At 70.9% G+C, this 18,632-nt stretch carries 15 protein-coding genes; 6 read left to right on the plus strand and 9 right to left on the minus strand.

Annotated elements, in window-relative coordinates; translation table 11 throughout:
• Positions 1-114: 114 nt before the first annotated feature.
• From ACIQPR_RS01670 to ACIQPR_RS01685, 4 genes are all read right to left on the minus strand, one after another.
• Positions 115-2,724, minus strand: coding sequence for a hypothetical protein (locus tag ACIQPR_RS01670; RefSeq protein WP_403640293.1), 2,610 nt, complete (start codon positions 2,722-2,724; stop codon positions 115-117).
• A gap of 150 nt (positions 2,725-2,874) precedes the next feature.
• A complete protein-coding gene (locus ACIQPR_RS01675; RefSeq protein WP_403640296.1) occupies positions 2,875-3,297 on the minus strand; it encodes a DUF6113 family protein in 423 nt (140 codons plus the stop codon).
• Positions 3,294-4,154, minus strand: coding sequence for an N-acetyl-1-D-myo-inositol-2-amino-2-deoxy-alpha-D-glucopyranoside deacetylase (mshB, locus tag ACIQPR_RS01680; RefSeq protein ID WP_403640299.1), 861 nt, complete (start codon positions 4,152-4,154; stop codon positions 3,294-3,296). The genes ACIQPR_RS01675 and mshB overlap by 4 nt, the downstream gene beginning before the upstream one ends.
• A 23-nt stretch (positions 4,155-4,177) precedes the next feature.
• Positions 4,178-4,372 (minus strand): hypothetical protein, encoded by a 195-nt coding sequence (locus ACIQPR_RS01685; protein WP_019058412.1) that lies wholly within the window; start codon positions 4,370-4,372, stop codon positions 4,178-4,180.
• A gap of 202 nt (positions 4,373-4,574) precedes the next feature.
• On the opposite strand from ACIQPR_RS01685, the gene ACIQPR_RS01690 reads away from it, so the two are divergent.
• Positions 4,575-6,698, plus strand: coding sequence for a prolyl oligopeptidase family serine peptidase (locus ACIQPR_RS01690; RefSeq protein ID WP_403640302.1), 2,124 nt, complete (start codon positions 4,575-4,577; stop codon positions 6,696-6,698).
• 123 nt (positions 6,699-6,821) lie between these two features.
• On the opposite strand, the gene ACIQPR_RS01695 is transcribed toward ACIQPR_RS01690, so the two are convergent.
• The 5 genes from ACIQPR_RS01695 to ACIQPR_RS01715 are packed head-to-tail and all read right to left on the minus strand — an operon-like array spanning position 6,822 to position 12,441.
• On the minus strand, positions 6,822-7,871 hold the full coding sequence (locus ACIQPR_RS01695) for an ABC transporter ATP-binding protein (RefSeq protein ID WP_403640304.1): 1,050 nt from the start codon (positions 7,869-7,871) through the stop codon (positions 6,822-6,824).
• On the minus strand, positions 7,852-8,838 hold the full coding sequence (locus ACIQPR_RS01700) for an ABC transporter ATP-binding protein (RefSeq protein ID WP_403640307.1): 987 nt from the start codon (positions 8,836-8,838) through the stop codon (positions 7,852-7,854). Before ACIQPR_RS01700 ends, ACIQPR_RS01695 begins: the two co-directional genes overlap by 20 nt.
• A gap of 8 nt (positions 8,839-8,846) precedes the next feature.
• On the minus strand, positions 8,847-9,887 hold the full coding sequence (locus ACIQPR_RS01705; protein ID WP_403640309.1) for an ABC transporter permease: 1,041 nt from the start codon (positions 9,885-9,887) through the stop codon (positions 8,847-8,849).
• Positions 9,880-10,803, minus strand: a complete 924-nt coding sequence (locus ACIQPR_RS01710; protein WP_403640311.1) for an ABC transporter permease — start codon at positions 10,801-10,803, stop codon at positions 9,880-9,882. The genes ACIQPR_RS01705 and ACIQPR_RS01710 overlap by 8 nt, the downstream gene beginning before the upstream one ends.
• Positions 10,804-10,809: 6 nt before the next feature.
• A complete protein-coding gene (locus ACIQPR_RS01715; protein ID WP_403640313.1) occupies positions 10,810-12,441 on the minus strand; it encodes an ABC transporter substrate-binding protein in 1,632 nt (543 codons plus the stop codon).
• 344 nt (positions 12,442-12,785) lie between these two features.
• Between ACIQPR_RS01715 and ACIQPR_RS01720 the strand changes: the two genes are divergently transcribed.
• From ACIQPR_RS01720 to ACIQPR_RS01740, 5 genes are read left to right on the plus strand one after another with little or no spacing between them, the layout of a single operon-like run.
• Positions 12,786-14,666, plus strand: a complete 1,881-nt coding sequence (locus ACIQPR_RS01720) for an ABC transporter substrate-binding protein (protein WP_403640315.1) — start codon at positions 12,786-12,788, stop codon at positions 14,664-14,666.
• Between the two features lie 43 nt (positions 14,667-14,709).
• The gene (locus ACIQPR_RS01725; RefSeq protein ID WP_403640318.1) at positions 14,710-15,750 is read left to right on the plus strand and encodes an ABC transporter permease; all 1,041 of its coding nucleotides are present in this window, start codon (positions 14,710-14,712) and stop codon (positions 15,748-15,750) included.
• Positions 15,747-16,661, plus strand: coding sequence for an ABC transporter permease (locus ACIQPR_RS01730; RefSeq protein WP_403640321.1), 915 nt, complete (start codon positions 15,747-15,749; stop codon positions 16,659-16,661). The genes ACIQPR_RS01725 and ACIQPR_RS01730 overlap by 4 nt, the downstream gene beginning before the upstream one ends.
• Positions 16,658-17,644, plus strand: coding sequence for an ABC transporter ATP-binding protein (locus ACIQPR_RS01735; protein WP_403640324.1), 987 nt, complete (start codon positions 16,658-16,660; stop codon positions 17,642-17,644). The genes ACIQPR_RS01730 and ACIQPR_RS01735 overlap by 4 nt, the downstream gene beginning before the upstream one ends.
• Complete coding sequence (locus ACIQPR_RS01740) at positions 17,641-18,630, plus strand: ABC transporter ATP-binding protein (RefSeq protein ID WP_403640327.1); 990 nt, start codon at positions 17,641-17,643, stop codon at positions 18,628-18,630. The genes ACIQPR_RS01735 and ACIQPR_RS01740 overlap by 4 nt, the downstream gene beginning before the upstream one ends.
• The last annotated feature ends 2 nt before the right edge of the window (positions 18,631-18,632 follow it).

Here is an 18,632-nt window from a genome sequence, read left to right on the forward strand (position 1 = left end):
GCATGACAGATGTCATGCGTCCGGCCTGACGTCGCACGACGACGACCGGTGCCGTACGACGAAGGGGGCATCCGGCGTGCTGCCGGGTGCCCCCTTCGTGCGGTCGGGCGCGGTCTAGCTGGGGGTCGTGTCGATGATCCCCACCCGGTCGGTCGTGCTGAGCAGGGCCTGGCGCAGGGCGACGTAGACGTCCTGGGGGGTGACGGCCGTCTTCTGGCCGGTGGCCCGGGTGATCTTGACGTTGTCGAAGACGCTGCCGTAGAGGCCCTTGAGGGCGGTCAGGTCGGGGCTGTCGGTGAGCTTGCCGTTGACCGCCTTGACCCTGAGGAACTTCCACAGGGAGTTCTTCGGGCTCAGCAGGAGCGTGACACCGGTGTCCGTCTTGACCGTGGCGAGGCCGGACATCGCCGGTTCCGCGAAGGCCTTCATCTCGCGGTCGACCTCGGCGTTCGTGACCGTCGGCTGCTTGGTGGTGGTGGGGACCGTCACCGTGGTGGCCGTGTCGGTCTCCACCTCGGTGCGGTAGGCCTCCTCGACGGCGTCGACGGACCCGGAGGCGTCGATGGCCTTGCCCGCCTTGCCGTAGACGGCGACCGCCTTGCCCGACTCGAACTGGATCGTGCCCTCGGTCACCGTGCCGGAGCCGGAGCCGCCGAGGTTCGCCAGGGCCGCCTGGAGCTTCTCCTCGTCGGTCGGCATGTCGGGCTGGATCACCCGGTGCCGGCCGAAGAGCGAGCCGATCACGGAGACCGGGTTGTAGTCGCTGGTGGCGGCCTTGCTGACGGTGGACGCGAAGTCGAACTGGAGGCCCGCCTGGTCCGGCTTCAGCGAGACCGTCCGGCCGCCCACCGACAGCTTCAGCGGCTTGTTCACCCGGGCGCCGAACGCGTCGTCGAGCTTCTTGACGGCGTCGTCACGGGTGCCGCCGCCGATGTCGACGCCGAGCACGGTGGTGCCCTTGGGCACGTCCGTGTGGTTCATGAGCAGCCCGGCGCCGTAGACACCGCCCGCGACGACGACCACGCCGACGGCGAGCAGGACCAGCTTGCTGCGGCCCTTCTTCTTTTTCTTCGCGGCGCCCTTGCCCGCGTTCTTCCCGGCGGGCGCGCTCTGCGACGCGCCGGACTCGGGCAGCTTCGGAGGCGTGTGCGGCAGCGGTCCGTCGGGGTGGGTGCCCGTACCGAACGGCGCGGTGCCGCCGCCCGGGACGACGGGCATACCGCTGGTGACGGTGTGTCCGGAGACCTGGTCGGCGGGGGCGCCGTAGCCGGGCATGCCGGGCTGGGCCAGCTTCTGCGGGGTGAGGATCGCGGTGTCGTCGCTGAGACCGCCGCCGGGGATCGTGCCGGGGAGACTCGCGCCACCGGCCGTGCCGGGACCGGCGAGGCCCATGGCGGGACCGCCGGGGCCCGCGCCCGGACCACCGGGACCGCCCGGACCCGCGGGACCGCCCCGGCCCCTGCCGCGACCGCCCTGTCGGCCGGGAGCCGCGTCGCCGGGGCCGCCGGCTCCGCCTCCCGGGCCGCCCGGTCCGTCCGCGTAGCCGCTGGGCGCGCCGCCCATGGCACCGGGCGGCAGCATCAGGCCGTCGCCGGTGACCGGGCCGCCGGTCGGGCCCGCGGGGCCCTGGGGGCCGCCCTGGCCGCCGAGCCCGTTCGGGCCGTTGAAGCCGCTGGCTCCGCCGGGACCGCCCGGGGCGCCGGGGCCCATGCCCTGCCCGTCGGGTCCGGGGAACTGCTCGATGTGCGCGCCGTGGCCGTTGGTCCCGGTGAAAGCTCCCGGCCCGCCCTGGCCGTTGGGCTCGGGGTAACCGCCCTGGACGCCGGGCCCGGGGAAGCCGCCCTGCTCGCCGCCCTGGCCGTTGGCACCGGGATAGCCGCCCTGCACGCCCTGCACGCCTTGGCCGCCCTGCACGCCTTGGCCGCCGCCGGGGATGCCCCCCTGGTCGCCCCGCCCGTTCTCCGAGAAGTACGGCAGGTCGTCGCGGCGCGGTTCGCCGGAGCCGCCGTTCGGGCGGGAGCCGTTGGCCAGGGCGCTCGCGGCGAGCGCCTCGGTCACGTCGAAGGAACCGGTGCCGCCGCCGTGCCCGGGGGCCACGGGTCCGCCGCCGGTGGCGCCGGCGAACCCGGCACCGTTCGTGGAGCCGTTGGCGCCGCCCGGCCGGGAGGCGCTCGGCAGGCCCATCGCACCGACCACACCGCCGGGCCGGCCACCGGTCGGCCGCGCGGTCCCGGGCGCTCCGGCGGCCGGAGCGGCGGCACTCGGGGTTCCGGCGGCCGAACCGCCCGGAATGCCCGCGCCGTTGGTGCTACCACCGCCCTGACCGCCCTTCGCGGGGCCGGACTTGCGCGGCGCGAACCAGTCGCTGGTCTTCTCCTCGGCCGCGGGCAGGGCGATTTCGGCGGTCGGTTCGACGACGCCCGTGGGCAGCGCGGAACTCGGCAGCTGCGTCTCGGCGGTCGTGGACCCGTCGGCGGGCTCGGTGTCCGTGACGGGGGTGCGCACGACGACCGGCGGAATGGGCCGCGATCCGGGGATGTTGATCCGGATCCGGGTCGTCAGCGTCGTCTCGGTCTTGCGTTCCTCCGGCTGCGCGGCCGAACGCCCCGCGTCCGTACGGTCGTCGGAAGCCGCGGGCGTCCCGTACGGCGGGGTCCCCGAGGGGTACGCGGCTCCGCCGCGCCCGTCGGGCCCGGAGGACGGAGTGTCAGTTTCACGACTCAAGGCAGGTTCTCCCGGTTGGCTCCGCCGCCCGACACCCACGGGCGACTCGGCGGCGCGCACCACCATACTGGCCACTTCTTGGCGGTATCCCACGGCCGCTGGGGAAACCCACACCGGACTCGCACGCGCGCGTCACCGCGAAGTGGTACGTCACTTGCCAAGTCGGACGTCAGGGCCGCTTGGTTGCCGCCCCAAACCCAACGTGGCGCAGATCACAGCAACGGCCATACCGCCGAGCAGGAAGAGGTAGGAACCGACTCCCGCGCCGAAGAGGAAGTCGCCCTCGGGACGGCTGGCGGTGAGCAGGACGACGGTGACCATCCAGCCGGCCGCGGGCGCCACGGCCCCGCCCCGGCCGCCGGCCGCTCTCGCCCCGCCGAGGAAGAGCCCGCCCGCTCCGGCGAGCGCGAGCAGCAGCCCGCCGGGGAACCAGCCGCCCTGCACCAGCGCCCCGGCCGCCCCGACGACCGCGCCGAGCACGAACAGCCCGAGGTAGGCCAACACCCGTAGTGCGGAAGGCCGTTGCAGCGGCTGGGCGAGCAGGCTGCCGCCGCCCTGGTTGGCGCTCGTCACAGTCCCAGCCCTTCGAAGAGGTCGGTCTCGGGCGCCGGACCGCCGGGTTCGCCCTTGGCCAACTCGTAGTACTCGGTGGTGAGGATCGGCTGCGCGAGATGGTTGGAGAGCGCGAAGTAGGGCTCGTCCGGGGCGACTTCGAGCTGGGTGGCGTGCGCGCGCATCGCGGCGGTCTTGGCGGCGGTGTACGCGGTGCCGTCGATCGCGGTGGTGATCCGTCCGTCGTCCACGACACCCGGTACGTCGTCGAGGGTGGCGCTCGCGGTGAAGGGAAGCTCCGGCAGCGCGTCGCGCAGCCGGGCGAAGCCGTCCCGCACGACGGTCCGGGGCGCGCGGTTCCAGTAGACCTTGGCGATCGACTGCCCCGCGTCGGCGGCGAGTTCGGCGGCGCGCAGGGCGACGCGGTGGGCCTGGATGTGGTCCGGGTGGCCGTAGCCGCCGTCCGGGTCGTAGGTGACCAGGACCTGCGGGCGCACCTCGCGGATCACCTCGACGAGGTGGCCGGCGGCCTCGTCGACGTCGGCCCGCCAGAAGCAGTCCGGGTCGTCGTTGTCCGGGGTGTCCATCATCCCGGAGTCGCGGTAGCGGCCCGCGCCGCCGAGGAGACGGAAGTCACCGACTCCCAGCTCGCCCATGGCAGCCGCCAGCTCGCCCGCCCGGTGGTCGCCGAGCGCGGCACCCGTCAGCTGCCGCAGCGCGGGCGGAATGACCTCGCCGCGTTCACCGAGGGTGCAGGTGACGAGCGTCACCAGGGCACCCTCGGCCGCGTACTTGGCCATGGTCGCGCCGTTGTTGATCGACTCGTCGTCCGGATGCGCGTGCACCAGCAGCAGACGACGAGCGGGCAGTTCCGTCATGTGCCCACCCTAAAGGTGAGCCGTCAGAACTTGATGCTGCCGATCATGCTCGCGATGTTCGTCGTGAGATCGCTGATCGTGGGCGCGATGGTCGAGGAGGCCAGATAGAACCCGAGGAGGACACAGACGACCGCGTGCCCGCCCTTCAGCCCTGATTTCTTGACCAGAAGGAAGACGACGATCGCCAGCAGCACCACCGCCGAAATCGAGAGTGCCACGGCGGCTCACCTCCAATGATCCCAGGGACTCGGGGGGTCGGACTATGGGGGCAATGGATCCATGGCTCGGATCCGTAGAGCAAATCCATACAGCAGCCAGCGGGTTCATACCCACACAGCGCTAGTGATCATAACTATCCGCGCTCGCGCATCGCTCGGCGCACAGCCGCACAAGGGGGCGCATGGCCAATATGGTCGGGGCATGACGACCCAGAGCGACTCCTTCCCCCGGCGGCACGCCCGCACCCAACGGTTCACACTCGGCGCGCCGCGCGCGTTCAGCGTGGCACCCGACGGTTCGCGCGTCGTGTTCCTGCGCTCCTCCTCCGGCACGGACCGGGCGAACGCGCTGTGGGTCCTTGATCCGGCGGACGGCGCCGAGCGGGTCGCGGCCGACCCGGGCGCCCTCCTGGGCGGTGCCTCGGAGCGTCTGTCGGCCGAGGAGCGGGCGCGGCGCGAGCGCGCCCGCGAGGGCGGTGCGGGGATCGTCGGCTACGCCACCGACAGCGAGGTCGAGTTGGCGTCTTTCGCCTTGTCAGGGCGGCTTTTCACGGTCGACCTGCGGGCCGGCTCGGCACGTGAACTCGCCGTCCCCGGGCCGGTGATCGACCCCCGGCCGGCCCCCGACGGACGGCACATCGCCTACGTCGCCGACGGTGTCCTGCGGGTCGTGGAGAGCGGGGGCGAGGGCGACCGGGCGCTCGCCGAGCCGGAGTCGGAACAAGTCACCTACGGGCTGGCCGAGTTCATCGCGGCCGAGGAGATGCACCGCACGCGCGGCTTCTGGTGGTCGCCGGAGTCGGACCGGCTGCTGGTCGCGCGGGTGGACGACACGCCGGTGGAGCGCTGGTGGATCGCCGACCCGGCCCACCCGGAGCGCGAGCCGCGGCGGGTCGCGTACCCGGCGGCGGGCACGGCCAACGCGGAGGTACGGCTGTATGTGATCGCGCTGAACGGGGTGCGCACGGAGGTGGTCTGGGACCGGGCGCGGTACCCGTATCTGGCGCGAGTGCACTGGTCAGCGGCGGGTGCGCCGCTGCTGCTGGTCCAGGCCCGGGACCAGCGTGGCCAGCTGTTCCTGGCCGTGGACCCGGACACCGGGGCGACCCGGATGGTGCATGCCGACGAAGATCCAGTTTGGCTTGATCTTTTCCCTGGTGTGCCATGCTGGAGCCCCTCCGGACGGCTGGTGCGGATCGCCGACGAGGGGGGTGCCCGGGTCCTCGCGGTCGGTGAACGCCCGCTCACCGGACCGCAGTTGCACGTCCGCGCGGTGCTGGACGTCTCGGACGACAACGTGCTGGTCACGGCCTCGGCCGGCGAGGCGGCGCCGGTCCCGGAGATCGGCGAGGTGCACGTCTACCGGGTGAACGAACTCGGCCTGGAGCGCGTCTCGCAGGAGCCCGGCGTGCACTCGGCGGTGCGCGCCGGGGGCGTGACCGTACTGCTGTCGGCGGTGCCGGACCGGCCGGGCACGCAGGTCCAGGTGCTGCGCGAGGGCAGGAAGCCGGTGCCGGTCCCGTCGTACGCCGAAGATCCGGGTATGTCCCCGCGCATCACCTTCACCGAGGGGGGCGCACGCCGCGTCCCGTGCGCCCTGCTTATGCCACGGGACTACGACGGCACCGAACCGCTGCCCGTTCTGCTGGACCCCTACGGCGGTCCGCACGGCCAGCGCGTGGTCGCCGCGCACAACGCGCACCTCACCTCGCAGTGGTTCGCCGACCAGGGTTTCGCGGTGCTCGTCGCCGACGGACGGGGCACTCCGGGCCGCTCACCGGCCTGGGAGAAGGCGATCAGGGACGACATCGCGGCGGTCGTCCTGGAGGACCAGGTCCACGCGCTGCACGCGCTCGCGGCCGACTTCCCGCTCGACCTCGGCCGGGTCGCGATCCGGGGCTGGTCCTTCGGCGGCTACCTGGCCGCCCTCGCCGCGCTGCGCCGCCCGGACGTCTTCCACGCGGCGGTCGTCGGCGCGCCGGTCACCGATCTGCGGCTGTACGACACCCACTACCAGGAGCGGTACATCGGGCACCCCGCCGAGCAGCCCGAGGTCTACCGGCGCAACTCGGTGATCGACGACGCGGGCCTGGTGGACGCGGCCGGACCGCACCGCCCGATGCTGATCGTGCACGGCCTCGCGGACGACAACGTGGTGGTCGCCCACTCCCTGCGGCTGTCCTCGGCACTGCTCGCGGCGGGCCGCCCGCACGAGGTGCTGCCGCTGTCCGGGGTGACGCACATGACCCCGCAGGAGACGGTCGCGGAGAACCTGCTCCTGCTCCAACTGGACTTCCTGCGGCGCTCGTTGGGGCTCACCCGCTGACAACGGGCAACGGACCGGGGCGACATGGCGCGCCCCGGTCCGTTTACGGCACCCGCACGGCCGTACGTCATTCAGGTTGACGCGTCCGTATATCGGAACCGGGTCGGCCGAGTTGCCTCCGTGTTACCGCGCCTCCTCGGGCGGTACGACCGTCTTCTCCTCCGCGAAGTGACAGGCCGAGTCGTGGGCCGCGGGCCCGCTCACGAGCCGGAACTCGGCCGGGACGGCGAGCAGCGGCACCTCCAGCGAGCAGCGCTCCCGCGCCTTCCAGCAGCGGGTGCGGAAGCGGCAGCCGGACGGGACGTTCGTCGGGGACGGCACATCGCCGGACAGGATGATCCGCTCCCGGTGCTCCCGCGCGTCCGGGTCGGGCACGGGGACGGCGGACAGCAGCGCCTGGGTGTACGGGTGCGTCGGGTGGTCGTAGATCTGCTCGTCGCTGCCGATCTCCACGATCCGGCCGAGGTACATCACCCCGACCCGGTCCGAGATGTGCCGGACGATGGACAGGTCGTGCGCGATGAAGACGTACGACAGGTCGAACTCGTCCTGGAGCCGGTCGAGGAGGTTGATGACCTGGGCCTGCACCGAGACGTCGAGCGCGGAGACGGGTTCGTCGGCGACGATGACCTCGGGGCGCAGCGCCAACCCCCGTGCGATGCCGATGCGTTGGCGCTGGCCGCCGGAGAACTGGTGCGGATAGCGGTTGATGTACTCGGGGTTGAGCCCGACCACGTCCAGCAGGTCCTGGACCCGCCTGCGCCGGTCGCCCTTGGGCGCCACCTCGGGATGGATCTCGTACGGCTCCCCGATGATGTCGCCGACCGTCATACGGGGGTTGAGCGAGGTGTACGGGTCCTGGAACACCATCTGGATGTTGCGGCGGGCGGCCTTCAGGGCGCGGCCGGACATCGTGCTGATGTCCTCGCCCTTGAACCTGATCGACCCCTCGGTCGGCCGCTCAAGGTTGACCAGCATCTTGGCGACGGTCGACTTGCCGCACCCGGACTCCCCGACGATGCCGAGGGTCTCTCCCCTGTGGAGTGTGAAGTCGACACCGTCGACCGCCTTGACGGCACCGACCTGTTTCTTGAACACGATGCCCTGCGTCAGCGGGTAGTGCTTGACCAGCCCGGTCACTTCCAGGATCGGCTCAACCGTCGACTCGGCCATTGAGGCACTCCCTCCAGAAGTGGCAGGCGCTGCCCCGCTGTCGATCGACCTCGTACAGCTCGGGTTCATCGGTGCGGCACATGTCCTGGGCCATCGGACAGCGGGGGTTGAAGGCGCAGCCGGCCGGGATGTGCATCAGGTTCGGCGGCAGGCCCTTGATGGCGTAGAGCTCCTGGCCCTTCTGGTCCAGGCGCGGGATGGAGTCGAGCAGACCGCGGGTGTAGGGGTGGGCGGGCGCCTTGTAGATGTCGTGCACGGGGGCCGACTCGACGATCCGTCCCGCGTACATGACGGCGATCTTGTCGGCCACGTCGGCCACGACCCCGAGGTCGTGGGTGATGAGGATGAGCCCCATGTTGAGCTCGCGCTGCAACTCGGCGAGCAGGTCCATGACCTGGGCCTGGACGGTGACGTCGAGGGCGGTGGTGGGTTCGTCGGCGATGATGAGCGCGGGCTCCAGGGCGAGCGCCATGGCGATCATGATGCGCTGGCGCATACCGCCGGAGAACTGGTGCGGGTAGTCGCGCACCCGCTCCTTGGCGGCCGGGATCCGCACCCGTTCCATGAGTTCGACGGCCTTGGCGCGGGAGTCCTTCCGCGACATCCCCCGGTGCACGACGAACATCTCGCCGAGCTGGTCGCCCACGGAGAGCACGGGGTTGAGCGAGGACAGCGCGTCCTGGAAGATCATCGCCATCTCGGCGCCCCGGACCTTGCGCCGCTCCTCCTCCTTGAGCTTGAGCAGGTCCTTGCCCCGGAAGAGGATCTCCCCGCCGGTGATCTTCCCCGGCGGCACGTCGAGGATGCCCATCACGGCCTGCGCGGTCACGGACTTCCCTGACCCCGACTCCCCCAGCACGGCGAGGGTCTCCCCCTCGTCCACGCTGTAGTTCACCCCGTTGACGGCCTTGGCGACCCCGTCCCTGGTCCTGAACTCCACGTGCAGATCCCGCACTTCGAGCAGCATGGCGGCGGTCACCTCAACTTCGGGTCGAGGGCGTCGCGCACCGCGTCGCCGAGCATGATGAACGCGAGGACGGTGATCGCCAGGGCCCCGGCCGGCCAGAGGAGCATGTGGGGGGCGTTGCGGATGTAGGCGGAGGCCGAGGAGATGTCGATGCCCCAGCTGACCGTGGGCGGCTTCAGGCCCACGCCGAGGTAGGACAGGGTCGCCTCCAGGGAGATGTACGTGCCGAGCGCGATGGTGGCCACGACGATCACCGGGGCCACCGCGTTCGGGGTGATGTGGCGCAGCAGGAGGCGGGAGTTGGAGGCGCCGAGGGCCCGCGCGGCCTGCACGTAGTCGTTCTGTTTGGCCGTGATGACCGAGCCGCGCGCGATGCGGGAGATCTGCGGCCAGCCGAGCAGCACCATGAAGCCGATCACCGGCCAGACCGTGTTGCTGGTGACCACGGAGAGCAGGACCAGGCCGCCGAGGACCACCGGGATCGCGAAGAAGATGTCGGTGAGGCGGGACAGGATCGAGTCCCAGATCCCGCCGAAGAAGCCGGCCAGTCCGCCCAGCACCGAGCCGAGGACGGCGACCCCGAGTGTGGCGAGGACGCCGACCGTGACCGACGTCCGGGTGCCGTAGACGGTGCGGGTGTAGACGTCGCAGCCCTGGCCGTCGTAGCCGAAGGGGTGGCCCGGCTGGGAGCCCTCCTGGGCCTTGGCGAGGTCGCACTTGAGGGGGTTGCCGGAGGCAATCAGGGACGGCCAGAGGGAGATGACGATCAGGAACAGGATGACGAGCGCGGAGATGATGAAGACGGGGTTGCGGCGCAGGTCGCGCCAGGCGTCGGACCAGAGGCTGCGGGGTCTGTCCTGGGGGCCGGTGCCTTGGGGGCCGCCGGGCGCCCGTCCGCCGGAGGCGGCTGATGACTGCTGCTCCAGGGTCTCCGCCTCGCTGGTCGCGAGGTCCATCGCGCCGCCCATGCCGGTCCCGGCGATGCTGAGATCTTCCGGGGGACCACCCCCAGGCCCCCGGTGCTCCGGTTCGAACGGCTGCTCAGGCATAGCGGATCCTCGGGTCGAGTACGGCGTACAGGAGGTCTACGAGCAGGTTGGCGACCAGGAAGACGAGGACGAGGATCGTCACGAAGCCGACCACGGTCTGGGTGTTCTGCCGCACGATCCCCTGGTAGAGCTGGAAGCCGACGCCGTGGATGTTGAAGATCCGCTCGGTGACGATCGCGCCGCCCATCAGCGCGCCGATGTCGGTACCGATGAACGTGACCACGGGGATGAGTGAGTTGCGCAGCAGGTGGCGGGTGATCACCCGGCGTCTCGGCAGGCCCTTCGCCACGGCCGTGCGGACGTAGTCGGAGCGCCGGTTCTCCGCGATGGACGTCCGGGTCAGCCGGGTGACGTAGGCGAGGGAGACCGAGGCGAGGACGAGCCCGGGGACGATCAGTTCGCCGAAGGTCGCGTCCGTGGAGACCGACGGTTTGATCCAGCCCCACTCGACGCCGAGCAGCAGTTGCAGCAGCAGACCGGTGACGAAGGTCGGGATGGAGATGACGACGAGGGTCAGCAGCAGCACGCCGGTGTCGATCGGACGGCCGCGCCGGAGGCCGGTGACGACCCCGAGCGCGATGCCCACGACCACCTCGATGACGATCGCCACGAGGGTCAGCCGGATGGTGACGGGGAACGCGGTCGACATCAGCTCGGTGACCTTCTGGCCGTTGAACGCCGTACCGAAGTCACCGGTGAAGACGTTCCCCATGTAGGTCAGGTACTGCTGCCACAGCGGCTTGTCGAGGCCGAACTCCCGCTTGAGCTGGGCGGCCGTCGCCGGGTCGCACTGCCGGTCGCCGCACAGGCCCGCGATGGGGTCGCCCATCACGTTCACCATGAGGAAGATCAGCAGGGTGGCGCCGATGAAGACCGGGATCATCTGGAGCAGACGCCGGACGACGTACCGTCCCATCGGGGGTCAGCCGACCTTGATCTCGTTGTAGACGGGGACGCTGAACGGGTTGAGCGCCACGTCCGAGAGCCGGTCGGAGTAGCCCGCGCTGCCGTTCTGGTACCAGAGCGGGATGGCGGCCATGTTGTCCCGGACGACTTCCTCGGCCTGCTGGAAGAGCTTGATGGCCTTGCCGGTGTCGGTCTCCGCGTTGGCCTGGTTCACGAGCTTGTCGAAGTCCTTGTTGGACCACTGGCCGTCGTTCGAGGAGGCGTTGGTGTAGTAGAGCGGCTGGAGGAAGTTCTGGATGAGCGGGTAGTCCATCTGCCAGCCGGCCCGGAACGGCCCGGTCATCTTGTGCTGGCCGATCTGGTTGCGGAAGTCGGCGAAGGTGCCGACCGGGTTGCCGACGCACGCCTTGTCGTTGCCGAGCGCGTTGTTGATGGAGTTGCACACGGCGTCCACCCACTCCTTGTGCGAGCCCGTGTCCGCGTTGTACGTGATCTTGACCTGGCCGCCGGGGATCCCGCCGCCCTCCTGGACCAGCTTCTTGGCCTCGGTGGGGTTGTATTTGCAGGAGTCCCCGCACAGACCGTCCTGGAAGCCGCCCGCAGTGCCGAGCACCGGGGAGGTCCAGTCGGTGGCCGGGGTGCGGGTCTTCTGGAAGATCGTGTTGGTGATCTGGTCCCGGTTGATCGCCATGGACAGCCCCTGGCGGACCTTCTCCGAACCGCTCTTGTTCCAGTCCTTGTCGTAGTACGGGAACGCGAGGGTCTGGATGATCCCGGCGGGGGTGTTGATGTACCGGCCGCCGAGGTCGCTCTTGACGTTCTTGAGCTGCGAGGCCGGGATGTCGTCGACGAGGTCGAGGTTGCCGGCCATCAGGTCGGTGTAGGCGGTGTTGTTGTCGGTGTAGACCTTGAGGGTCACCCCGCCGTTCTGCGCCTTGTCCTCCCCCGTGTAGCCGTCCCACTTCTTGAGCTGCATCTGCGAGCCCTTGGTGTACGACTCGATGGTGTAGGGCCCGTTGCCGACCGGCTTCTTCAGCCAGGCCGCGTGGTCCGAGAAGAACGTCGACGGCAGCGGGGAGTAGGCCGCGTAGCCGAGGGTGTCGGGGAAGGTGGAGAACTTCTGGGTGAGCTTGATCGTGAAGGTGTCGGTGCCGGTCACCTTGAGCCCGGAGAGCGTGGTCGCGGACTGCGAACCGCTGTCGGGGTGGACCTTGTCGTAGCCCTCGATGTACCCGAAGAAGTACGCGTTCTTCTGGTTGTTCTTGAGGCTGGCGCCGTAGTTCCACGCGTCGACGAAGGACTTCGCGGTGACCGCCTCGCCGTTGCTGAACTTCCAGCCGCTCTTCACGGTCACCGTGAAGTTCTGCGAGTCGGTGGTCTCGATCTTGTCGGCCAGCATGTCCTGGGCCTTGCCGGTCTTCGGGTCGTAGCGCTTCAGACCGCGGAAGACCATGTCGAGGACCTTGCCGCCCTGCACCTCGTTGGTATTGGCCGGCTCCAGCGGGTTCTGCGGGTCCCCCCAGGAGGCACTGAGCACCGCGCTGCCGTCACCGCCGCTGCTGCCGCTGCCGCTGCTCCCACAGGCGGTCGCCGCGAGGGCTACCGCCGCCGCGCAAGCGGCCCATTTGGCGTGTGTGGCTCCACGCATCGAGTGCCTCCTCAGGAAAGCCGATCCAGGCCGATCCAGATCGATCCATTACCGGCCAATATCTGCACAAATCGAGCACCGCGCACACGCAGCCACCCGAATGCAGCACAGGCCGCGGGCGAGAGGGGTGACACCACGGGCCGCAGCGGTCCCGGCCGACCTGCCCCGGCCCCACCAGGCACGCTTCAGTGGCGTGGACCAATAAACCTCCGATCGGTCGGTCAACTCCCCATTTCCGCAGGCCACATGGGCTTTCACGCGCCGTTGACGGGCGCCGACCGGCGCTGATAGACACACTCTTCAACCCAGCCCGGCGTCACCTGGTCAAGCGCGAGGTCAGGACCATGAGCACTCAGGACCGGAACGGCACAGAGCACTCACGCCCCACAAGACCGCGGCCCCGCCGCTTATCCCGGCTCGCGGCCGGAGCGGCCGGCGCACTGGCGCTCACGGCGGCGTCGGCCGCCCCCCTGGGCCCGGCACCGCAGCGGGCCGAGGCCGCGAGCGCGAAGAGCGACAAGGTCCTCACCGTCGCCGTCGCACAGAGCGTGGACTCCCTGAGCCCGTTCCTGGCGAGCCGCCTGGTCAGCACCAGCATCGGCCGGCTGATGTACGACTACCTCACCAACTACGACCCCGAGGACAACCACACCATCCCGGGTCTGGCCACCAAGTGGACCTCGTCGCCGGACAAGCTGACCTGGACGTACACCATCCGCTCGGACTCCAAGTGGTCCGACGGACAGCGGGCCACCGCCGAGGACGCGGCCTGGACGTTCAACACGATGATGACCGACCCGGGCGCCGCCACCGCCAACGGCAGCTTCGTCACCAACTTCGCGAAGGTGACCGCCCCGAGCCCCACCCGGCTGGTCGTCCGGCTCAAGAAGCCGCAGGCCACCATGACCGCGCTCGACGTGCCGATCGTGCCCGAGCACATCTGGTCGAAGGTCGGCGACCTCTCCAAGTTCAACAACGACAAGACCTTCCCGATCGTCGGCAACGGCCCGTTCGTCCTCACCGCCTACAAGGCCGACAGCTACGTCCGCCTCAAGGCCAACAAGTCCTTCTGGCGCGGCGCCCCGAAGTTCGACGAACTGGTCTTCCGCTACTACAAGGACCAGGACGCGGCGGTCGCCGCCCTGCGCAAGGGCGAGGTCTCCTTCGTCGCCGGCTCCCCCTCCCTGACCCCCGCCCAGGCCGCGTCCCTGAAGACCGAGAAGAACATCAAGGTCAACAACGCCCCCGGCCGCCGCTTCTACGCCCTCGCCACCAACCCCGGCGCCCAGGCGAAGAACGGCACCCACTTCGGCGACGGCGACCCCTCCCTCCTCGACGAACGGGTCCGGCACGCCCTGTTCATGGCGGTCGACCGCAAGACCCTCATCGACAAGGTCTTCCAGGGCAACGCCGTCGAGGGCCAGGGCTACATCCCGCCGCGCTTCTCCACCTACTTCTGGAAACCCTCGGCGAGCCAGGAACTCGCCTACGACCCGGCGAAGGCGGCCCGGCTCCTCGACCAGGCGGGCTACAGGAAGAACGGCGACGGCGAACGGGTCGGCAAGAACGGCAAGCCGATCAGCTACCGCCTGCTGTGCCACGCCACCGACCCCAACGACAAGGCGGTCGGCCAGTACCTCAAGGAGTGGTGGGGCAAGCTCGGCATCGGCGTGAGCGTCGACTGCCTCGACAACGTCACCGACCCCTGGCTCGCGGGCAGGTACGACCTCGCCTTCGACGGCTGGTCCGTCAACCCCGACCCGGACTTCGTGCTGTCCATCCACACCTGCGCGGCCCTTCCGGCCACCCCCAAGGACATCGGCGCCACCGACAACTTCATCTGCGACAAGACGTACGACACGCTCTACGCCCAGCAGTTGGCCGAGTACGACCCGGTCAGGCGCGCCGACATCGTCAAGCGGATGGAGTCCCGGCTGTACGACCTCGGGTACATGAACGTGCTGGCGTACCCGAACGCCGTCGAGGCCTACCGCACCGACCAGATCAAGTCCATCGACACGATGCCGCTGAGCGGCGGCAACATCTACGGGCAGGACGGCTACTGGAGTTGGTGGTCGGCGGTGCCCGCGGCCACCGACGGCACGTCGTCGGGCGGGCTCTCGGGCGGGGCGATCACCGGGATCGTCGTCGGAGGGCTGGTCGTGATCGGTGGGGCGGTCCTGTTCACGCTGCGGCGCCGGGCCACCGCCGAGGACCGGGAGTAGCCCATGGGTCCAACCCCGACCGCCGTGCGCGGGACGGCCGTTGATGACGGCTGAGATCACCTCGGAGCCGGTGCGGGAGGAGCCCGGACCGGGAGCGGGCAGCACCCGGACCGGCTATGTCCGTTACCTGGCGGGGAAGTTGGGCGGCGCCGTCGTCTCGCTGCTGGCGGTCCTGGTCACCGGGTTCTTCCTGTTCCGGCTGATCCCCGGCGACCCGGTCAAGACGATGACCGGTGGCCGCCCGATCTCCACCGCCCAACTGAACGAGTACCGCAGGGAGTTCGGGCTCGATCTGCCGCTGTGGGAGCAGTTCACGGACTACTGCGGCAAGGCGCTCACCGGCGACCTCGGGACGTCGTACCAGTTCCGGGCGCCGGTGATCGACAAGATCGGCGAGGCGCTGCCCAACACCCTGCTGCTCACCGGGACCGCCTTCGTGCTGTACACCGCGCTCGGCATGTTCCTCGGCACCAGGTCGGCCTGGCGCAACGGCAGCCTCTCGGACCGGCTCAACACCGGTCTGGCGCTGACCCTCTACTCCGTCCCGTCGTTCTGGCTGGGCCTGCTGCTGATCATCGTGTTCTCGGTCGGCGTGGGCCCGGTGCCCGGGCTCTTCCCGACCGGCGGCATGGAGACGGGCGGCAAGGAGGGCTTCGCGTACGTGCTGGACGTGGCCCACCATCTGGTGCTGCCCGTGGTCACGCTGGTCGCGGTCGAGTACGGGCAGACCCTGCTGGTGACCCGCTCGGCGCTGCTCGACGAGATGGGCAGCGACTATCTGACGACCGCGCGGGCCAAGGGACTCCGGGACGACCTCGTCCGGCGCCGGCACGCGGTCCCGAACGCGCTGCTGCCGACCGTCACCCTCGTCTTCGTCAACCTCGGCCGTACGGTCGCGGGCGTGATCCTGGTGGAGACGGTCTTCTCCTGGCCGGGCCTCGGCGGGCTGTTCTACCAGGCCCTGAGCGTGCCCGATCTGCCCCTGGTCCAGGGCCTGTTCCTCTTCTTCGCCGCGGCGGTGATCATCATGAACACACTCGCAGACCTCGTCTATCCACTGCTCGACCCCCGGGTGGGCCGATGACCACTCCCCCCGTCGCACCGGCCGGCCCGCGGGCGCTCGCGTGGCGGCGCCGGCGCCGGTCCGCCGTACGGTTCTGGACGCGGTACCGCACCCACCGCGCCGGGCTGGTCGGTCTGGCCGCGCTCGCCCTGTTCGCGCTGCTCGCGCTCACCGCCCCGCTGACGGTCGGCGCGGACGTGTCGAGCGTGACCGACGCGCCGGGCCGGCCGCTGGAGAGCCCGAGCGCCCGATTCCCGCTGGGCACCGACCAGTTCGGCCGCGACCTGCTGGGGCTCGTCGTCTGGGGCGCGCGGGTCTCCCTGCTCGTCGGACTGCTCGCGGCGGTGCTGTCGGTGGCGATCGGCGCGGTGGTGGGGATCACCGCCGGGCACTTCAGGGGCGCGTACGGCACCGTGCTGATGCGGATCACCGACTGGTTCCTGGTCATGCCGACGCTGGTGCTGGCCATCGCGCTGGCCACCGTCATGTCCCGCTCCCTCGGCACGGTGGTCCTGGCGATCGGCGTGACCACCTGGCCGACCACGGCCCGGCTGGTGCGGGCGCAGACACTGGCGGTGGAGTCACGGCCGTACATCGAACGGGCCCGGGCGCTCGGCGGCGGCCACTGGCATGTGATGACCCGGCACGTGCTGCCCAACGTCATGCCGCTGGTCCTGGCGCAGACGACCCTGATGATCTCCGCCTCCATCCTCGCCGAGGCGACCCTGGCCTTCCTGGGGCTCGGCGATCCGACGGTGGTGTCGTGGGGCGGGCTGCTCCAGGACGCCCGGGAGGCGGGCGCGGTCAGTGCCGGCGACTGGTGGTACCTGGTGCCGCCGGGCATCGCCGTCGCCGTGGTCGCGCTGGCGTTCACGCTGTGCGGGCGCGCGGTGGAGTCCGCCCTCAACCCCCGGCTGGGGGTGGCGGGTTGACGCTCCTGGAGGTACGGGACCTGCACGTGACCTACCCGGGCGGGGTGGCCGCCGTGCGGGGCGTCGACCTGTCCCTGGCGGCGGGCCGGAAGGTGGGCGTGGCGGGCGAGTCGGGCTCGGGCAAGTCGACCCTGGCGCTGGCGCTGCTGCGGCTGCTGCCGCCGGGGACCCGGGTCTCGGGGGAGATCCTGCTGAACGGCGAGGACGTGCTGACGATGCGGTGGGGGCGGGTGCGGGCGGTCCGCTGGGCCGGTGCCTCGATCGTGTTCCAGGGCGCGATGCACTCCCTGAACCCCGTGCACCGCGTCGGCGACCAGATCGCGGAACCGGTGCTGCTGCACCAGGGCGCGACGGCCGCGCGGGCCAGGCTGCGGACCGGGGAACTGCTCGAACAGGCCGGACTGCCGGCGGCCCTCGCGAGCGCGTATCCGCACGAACTCTCCGGCGGCCAGCGGCAACGCGTCATGATCGCCATGGCGCTCGCCTGCGACCCGCGGCTGATCATCGCCGACGAGCCGACGACAGCGCTCGACGTCATGATCCAGGCCCAGATCCTCGGCCTGATCCAACACCTCGTCACCGACCAGGAGGTGGGCCTCGTCATGATCAGCCACGACCTCGCGATCCTCGCGGACACCTGCGACCGCCTGGTGATCATGTACGCGGGCCGCGTCATCGAGGAGGGCCCCGCCCGAGAGGTCCACGAGAACGCCCTCCACCCCTACGGCAAGGCGCTGTCGGCCTCCTTCCCGCACATCGGGGACCCCGCGTCCCGCTTCGCCCCCCGCGGTCTGGCGGGCGACCCGCCCGACCCGGCGGACCTGCCGGCGGGCTGCGCCTTCCAGCCGCGGTGCGGGGAGGCGCTGGACGTGTGCGCGCGCGAGGACCAGTTCCTGCGGGAGGCCGGTCAGGGGCGGCGGGCGGCCTGTGTGCATGTGCCGGTGCCGGCCGAGGGCTCCGGTGCGGGCCGGGCCGCCTCATGACGGCGTCGGCGCCCCTGCTCAGCGCGCGGGGGCTGCGCGTGGCCTTCCCGGGGCGGCGCGGGGGTGCGCCCGCACGGGCCGTGGACGGGGTCGATCTCGACATCCGGGCGGGGGAGATCGTCGCCCTCGTCGGTGAATCCGGGTGCGGGAAGACGACGTTGGCCCGCTCCCTGCTCGGGCTGGTGCCACCGACCGGCGGGCGCGTCACCTTCGACGGCGAACCGCTCCTGTACTCCTCGCGGGCCCTGCGGGCCTATCGGCGGCGGGTCCAACTCGTCCTCCAGGACCCGAGCGGATCACTCAACCCACGGCACACGGTGTACGACGCGGTGGCCGAGGGACTGCGCATCCACGGCGGTGTCCGGGACGAACAGGCCGTGGTCTCAAGGGCGTTGAGCCGGGCCGGGCTCCGGCCGCCCGAGCGCTTCCTGCTGCGCTACCCGCACGAGCTGTCCGGTGGCCAGCGCCAGCGGGTGGTGATCGCCGGCGCGCTCGTCCTGGAACCCGAACTCCTCGTCGCCGACGAGCCGGTGGCCTCGCTGGACGCCTCCGTGCGCGGCGAGATCCTGGCGCTGCTGCTGCGGCTGCGCGCCGAACTCGGCCTGGCCGCGCTGGTGGTGACCCACGATCTGGGGCTGGCGTGGAACATCGCCGACCGGGTCGCGGTGATGTACCTGGGCCGGATCGTGGAGACGGGCGACGCCGAGCAGGTGCTGACGGCACCTCGACATCCGTACACACAGGCCCTGTTGTCGGTACTGCCCGAGGCGCCCGGCGATCCCGTGGTGCTGTCCGGTGAACCCCCGGACCCGTCCCGCATCCCGGGCGGCTGCCGGTTCCGGGCGCGCTGCCAGATCCTGGCGAGCGGCGCGGCGGAACGGGCGGGGGTGGCCCACCGGTGCCGGACCGAGGACCTGGAGGTGCTGGGCGGCGGAGGTGAGGCGCAGGTGGCCTGCCACTGGGCGCGGGCCCGGCCAACGGCCTGATG

This window comes from Streptomyces sp. NPDC091280 (assembly GCF_044768565.1).
GTDB lineage: Bacteria > Actinomycetota > Actinomycetes > Streptomycetales > Streptomycetaceae > Streptomyces.

Excerpts from the sequence above, each read along its gene's own strand:
- mshB (WP_403640299.1), bottom strand. The coding sequence starts at position 4,154 with ATGACGGAACTGCCCGCTCGTCGTCTGCTGCTGGTGCACGCGCATCCG.
- ACIQPR_RS01690 (WP_403640302.1), top strand. The coding sequence starts at position 4,575 with ATGACGACCCAGAGCGACTCCTTCCCCCGGCGGCACGCCCGCACCCAA.
- ACIQPR_RS01695 (WP_403640304.1), bottom strand. The coding sequence starts at position 7,871 with ATGGCCGAGTCGACGGTTGAGCCGATCCTGGAAGTGACCGGGCTGGTC.
- ACIQPR_RS01700 (WP_403640307.1), bottom strand. The coding sequence starts at position 8,838 with ATGCTGCTCGAAGTGCGGGATCTGCACGTGGAGTTCAGGACCAGGGAC.
- ACIQPR_RS01705 (WP_403640309.1), bottom strand. The coding sequence starts at position 9,887 with ATGCCTGAGCAGCCGTTCGAACCGGAGCACCGGGGGCCTGGGGGTGGT.
- ACIQPR_RS01710 (WP_403640311.1), bottom strand. The coding sequence starts at position 10,803 with ATGGGACGGTACGTCGTCCGGCGTCTGCTCCAGATGATCCCGGTCTTC.
- ACIQPR_RS01715 (WP_403640313.1), bottom strand. The coding sequence starts at position 12,441 with ATGCGTGGAGCCACACACGCCAAATGGGCCGCTTGCGCGGCGGCGGTA.
- ACIQPR_RS01720 (WP_403640315.1), top strand. The coding sequence starts at position 12,786 with ATGAGCACTCAGGACCGGAACGGCACAGAGCACTCACGCCCCACAAGA.
- ACIQPR_RS01725 (WP_403640318.1), top strand. The coding sequence starts at position 14,710 with ATGACGGCTGAGATCACCTCGGAGCCGGTGCGGGAGGAGCCCGGACCG.
- ACIQPR_RS01730 (WP_403640321.1), top strand. The coding sequence starts at position 15,747 with ATGACCACTCCCCCCGTCGCACCGGCCGGCCCGCGGGCGCTCGCGTGG.
- ACIQPR_RS01740 (WP_403640327.1), top strand. The coding sequence starts at position 17,641 with ATGACGGCGTCGGCGCCCCTGCTCAGCGCGCGGGGGCTGCGCGTGGCC.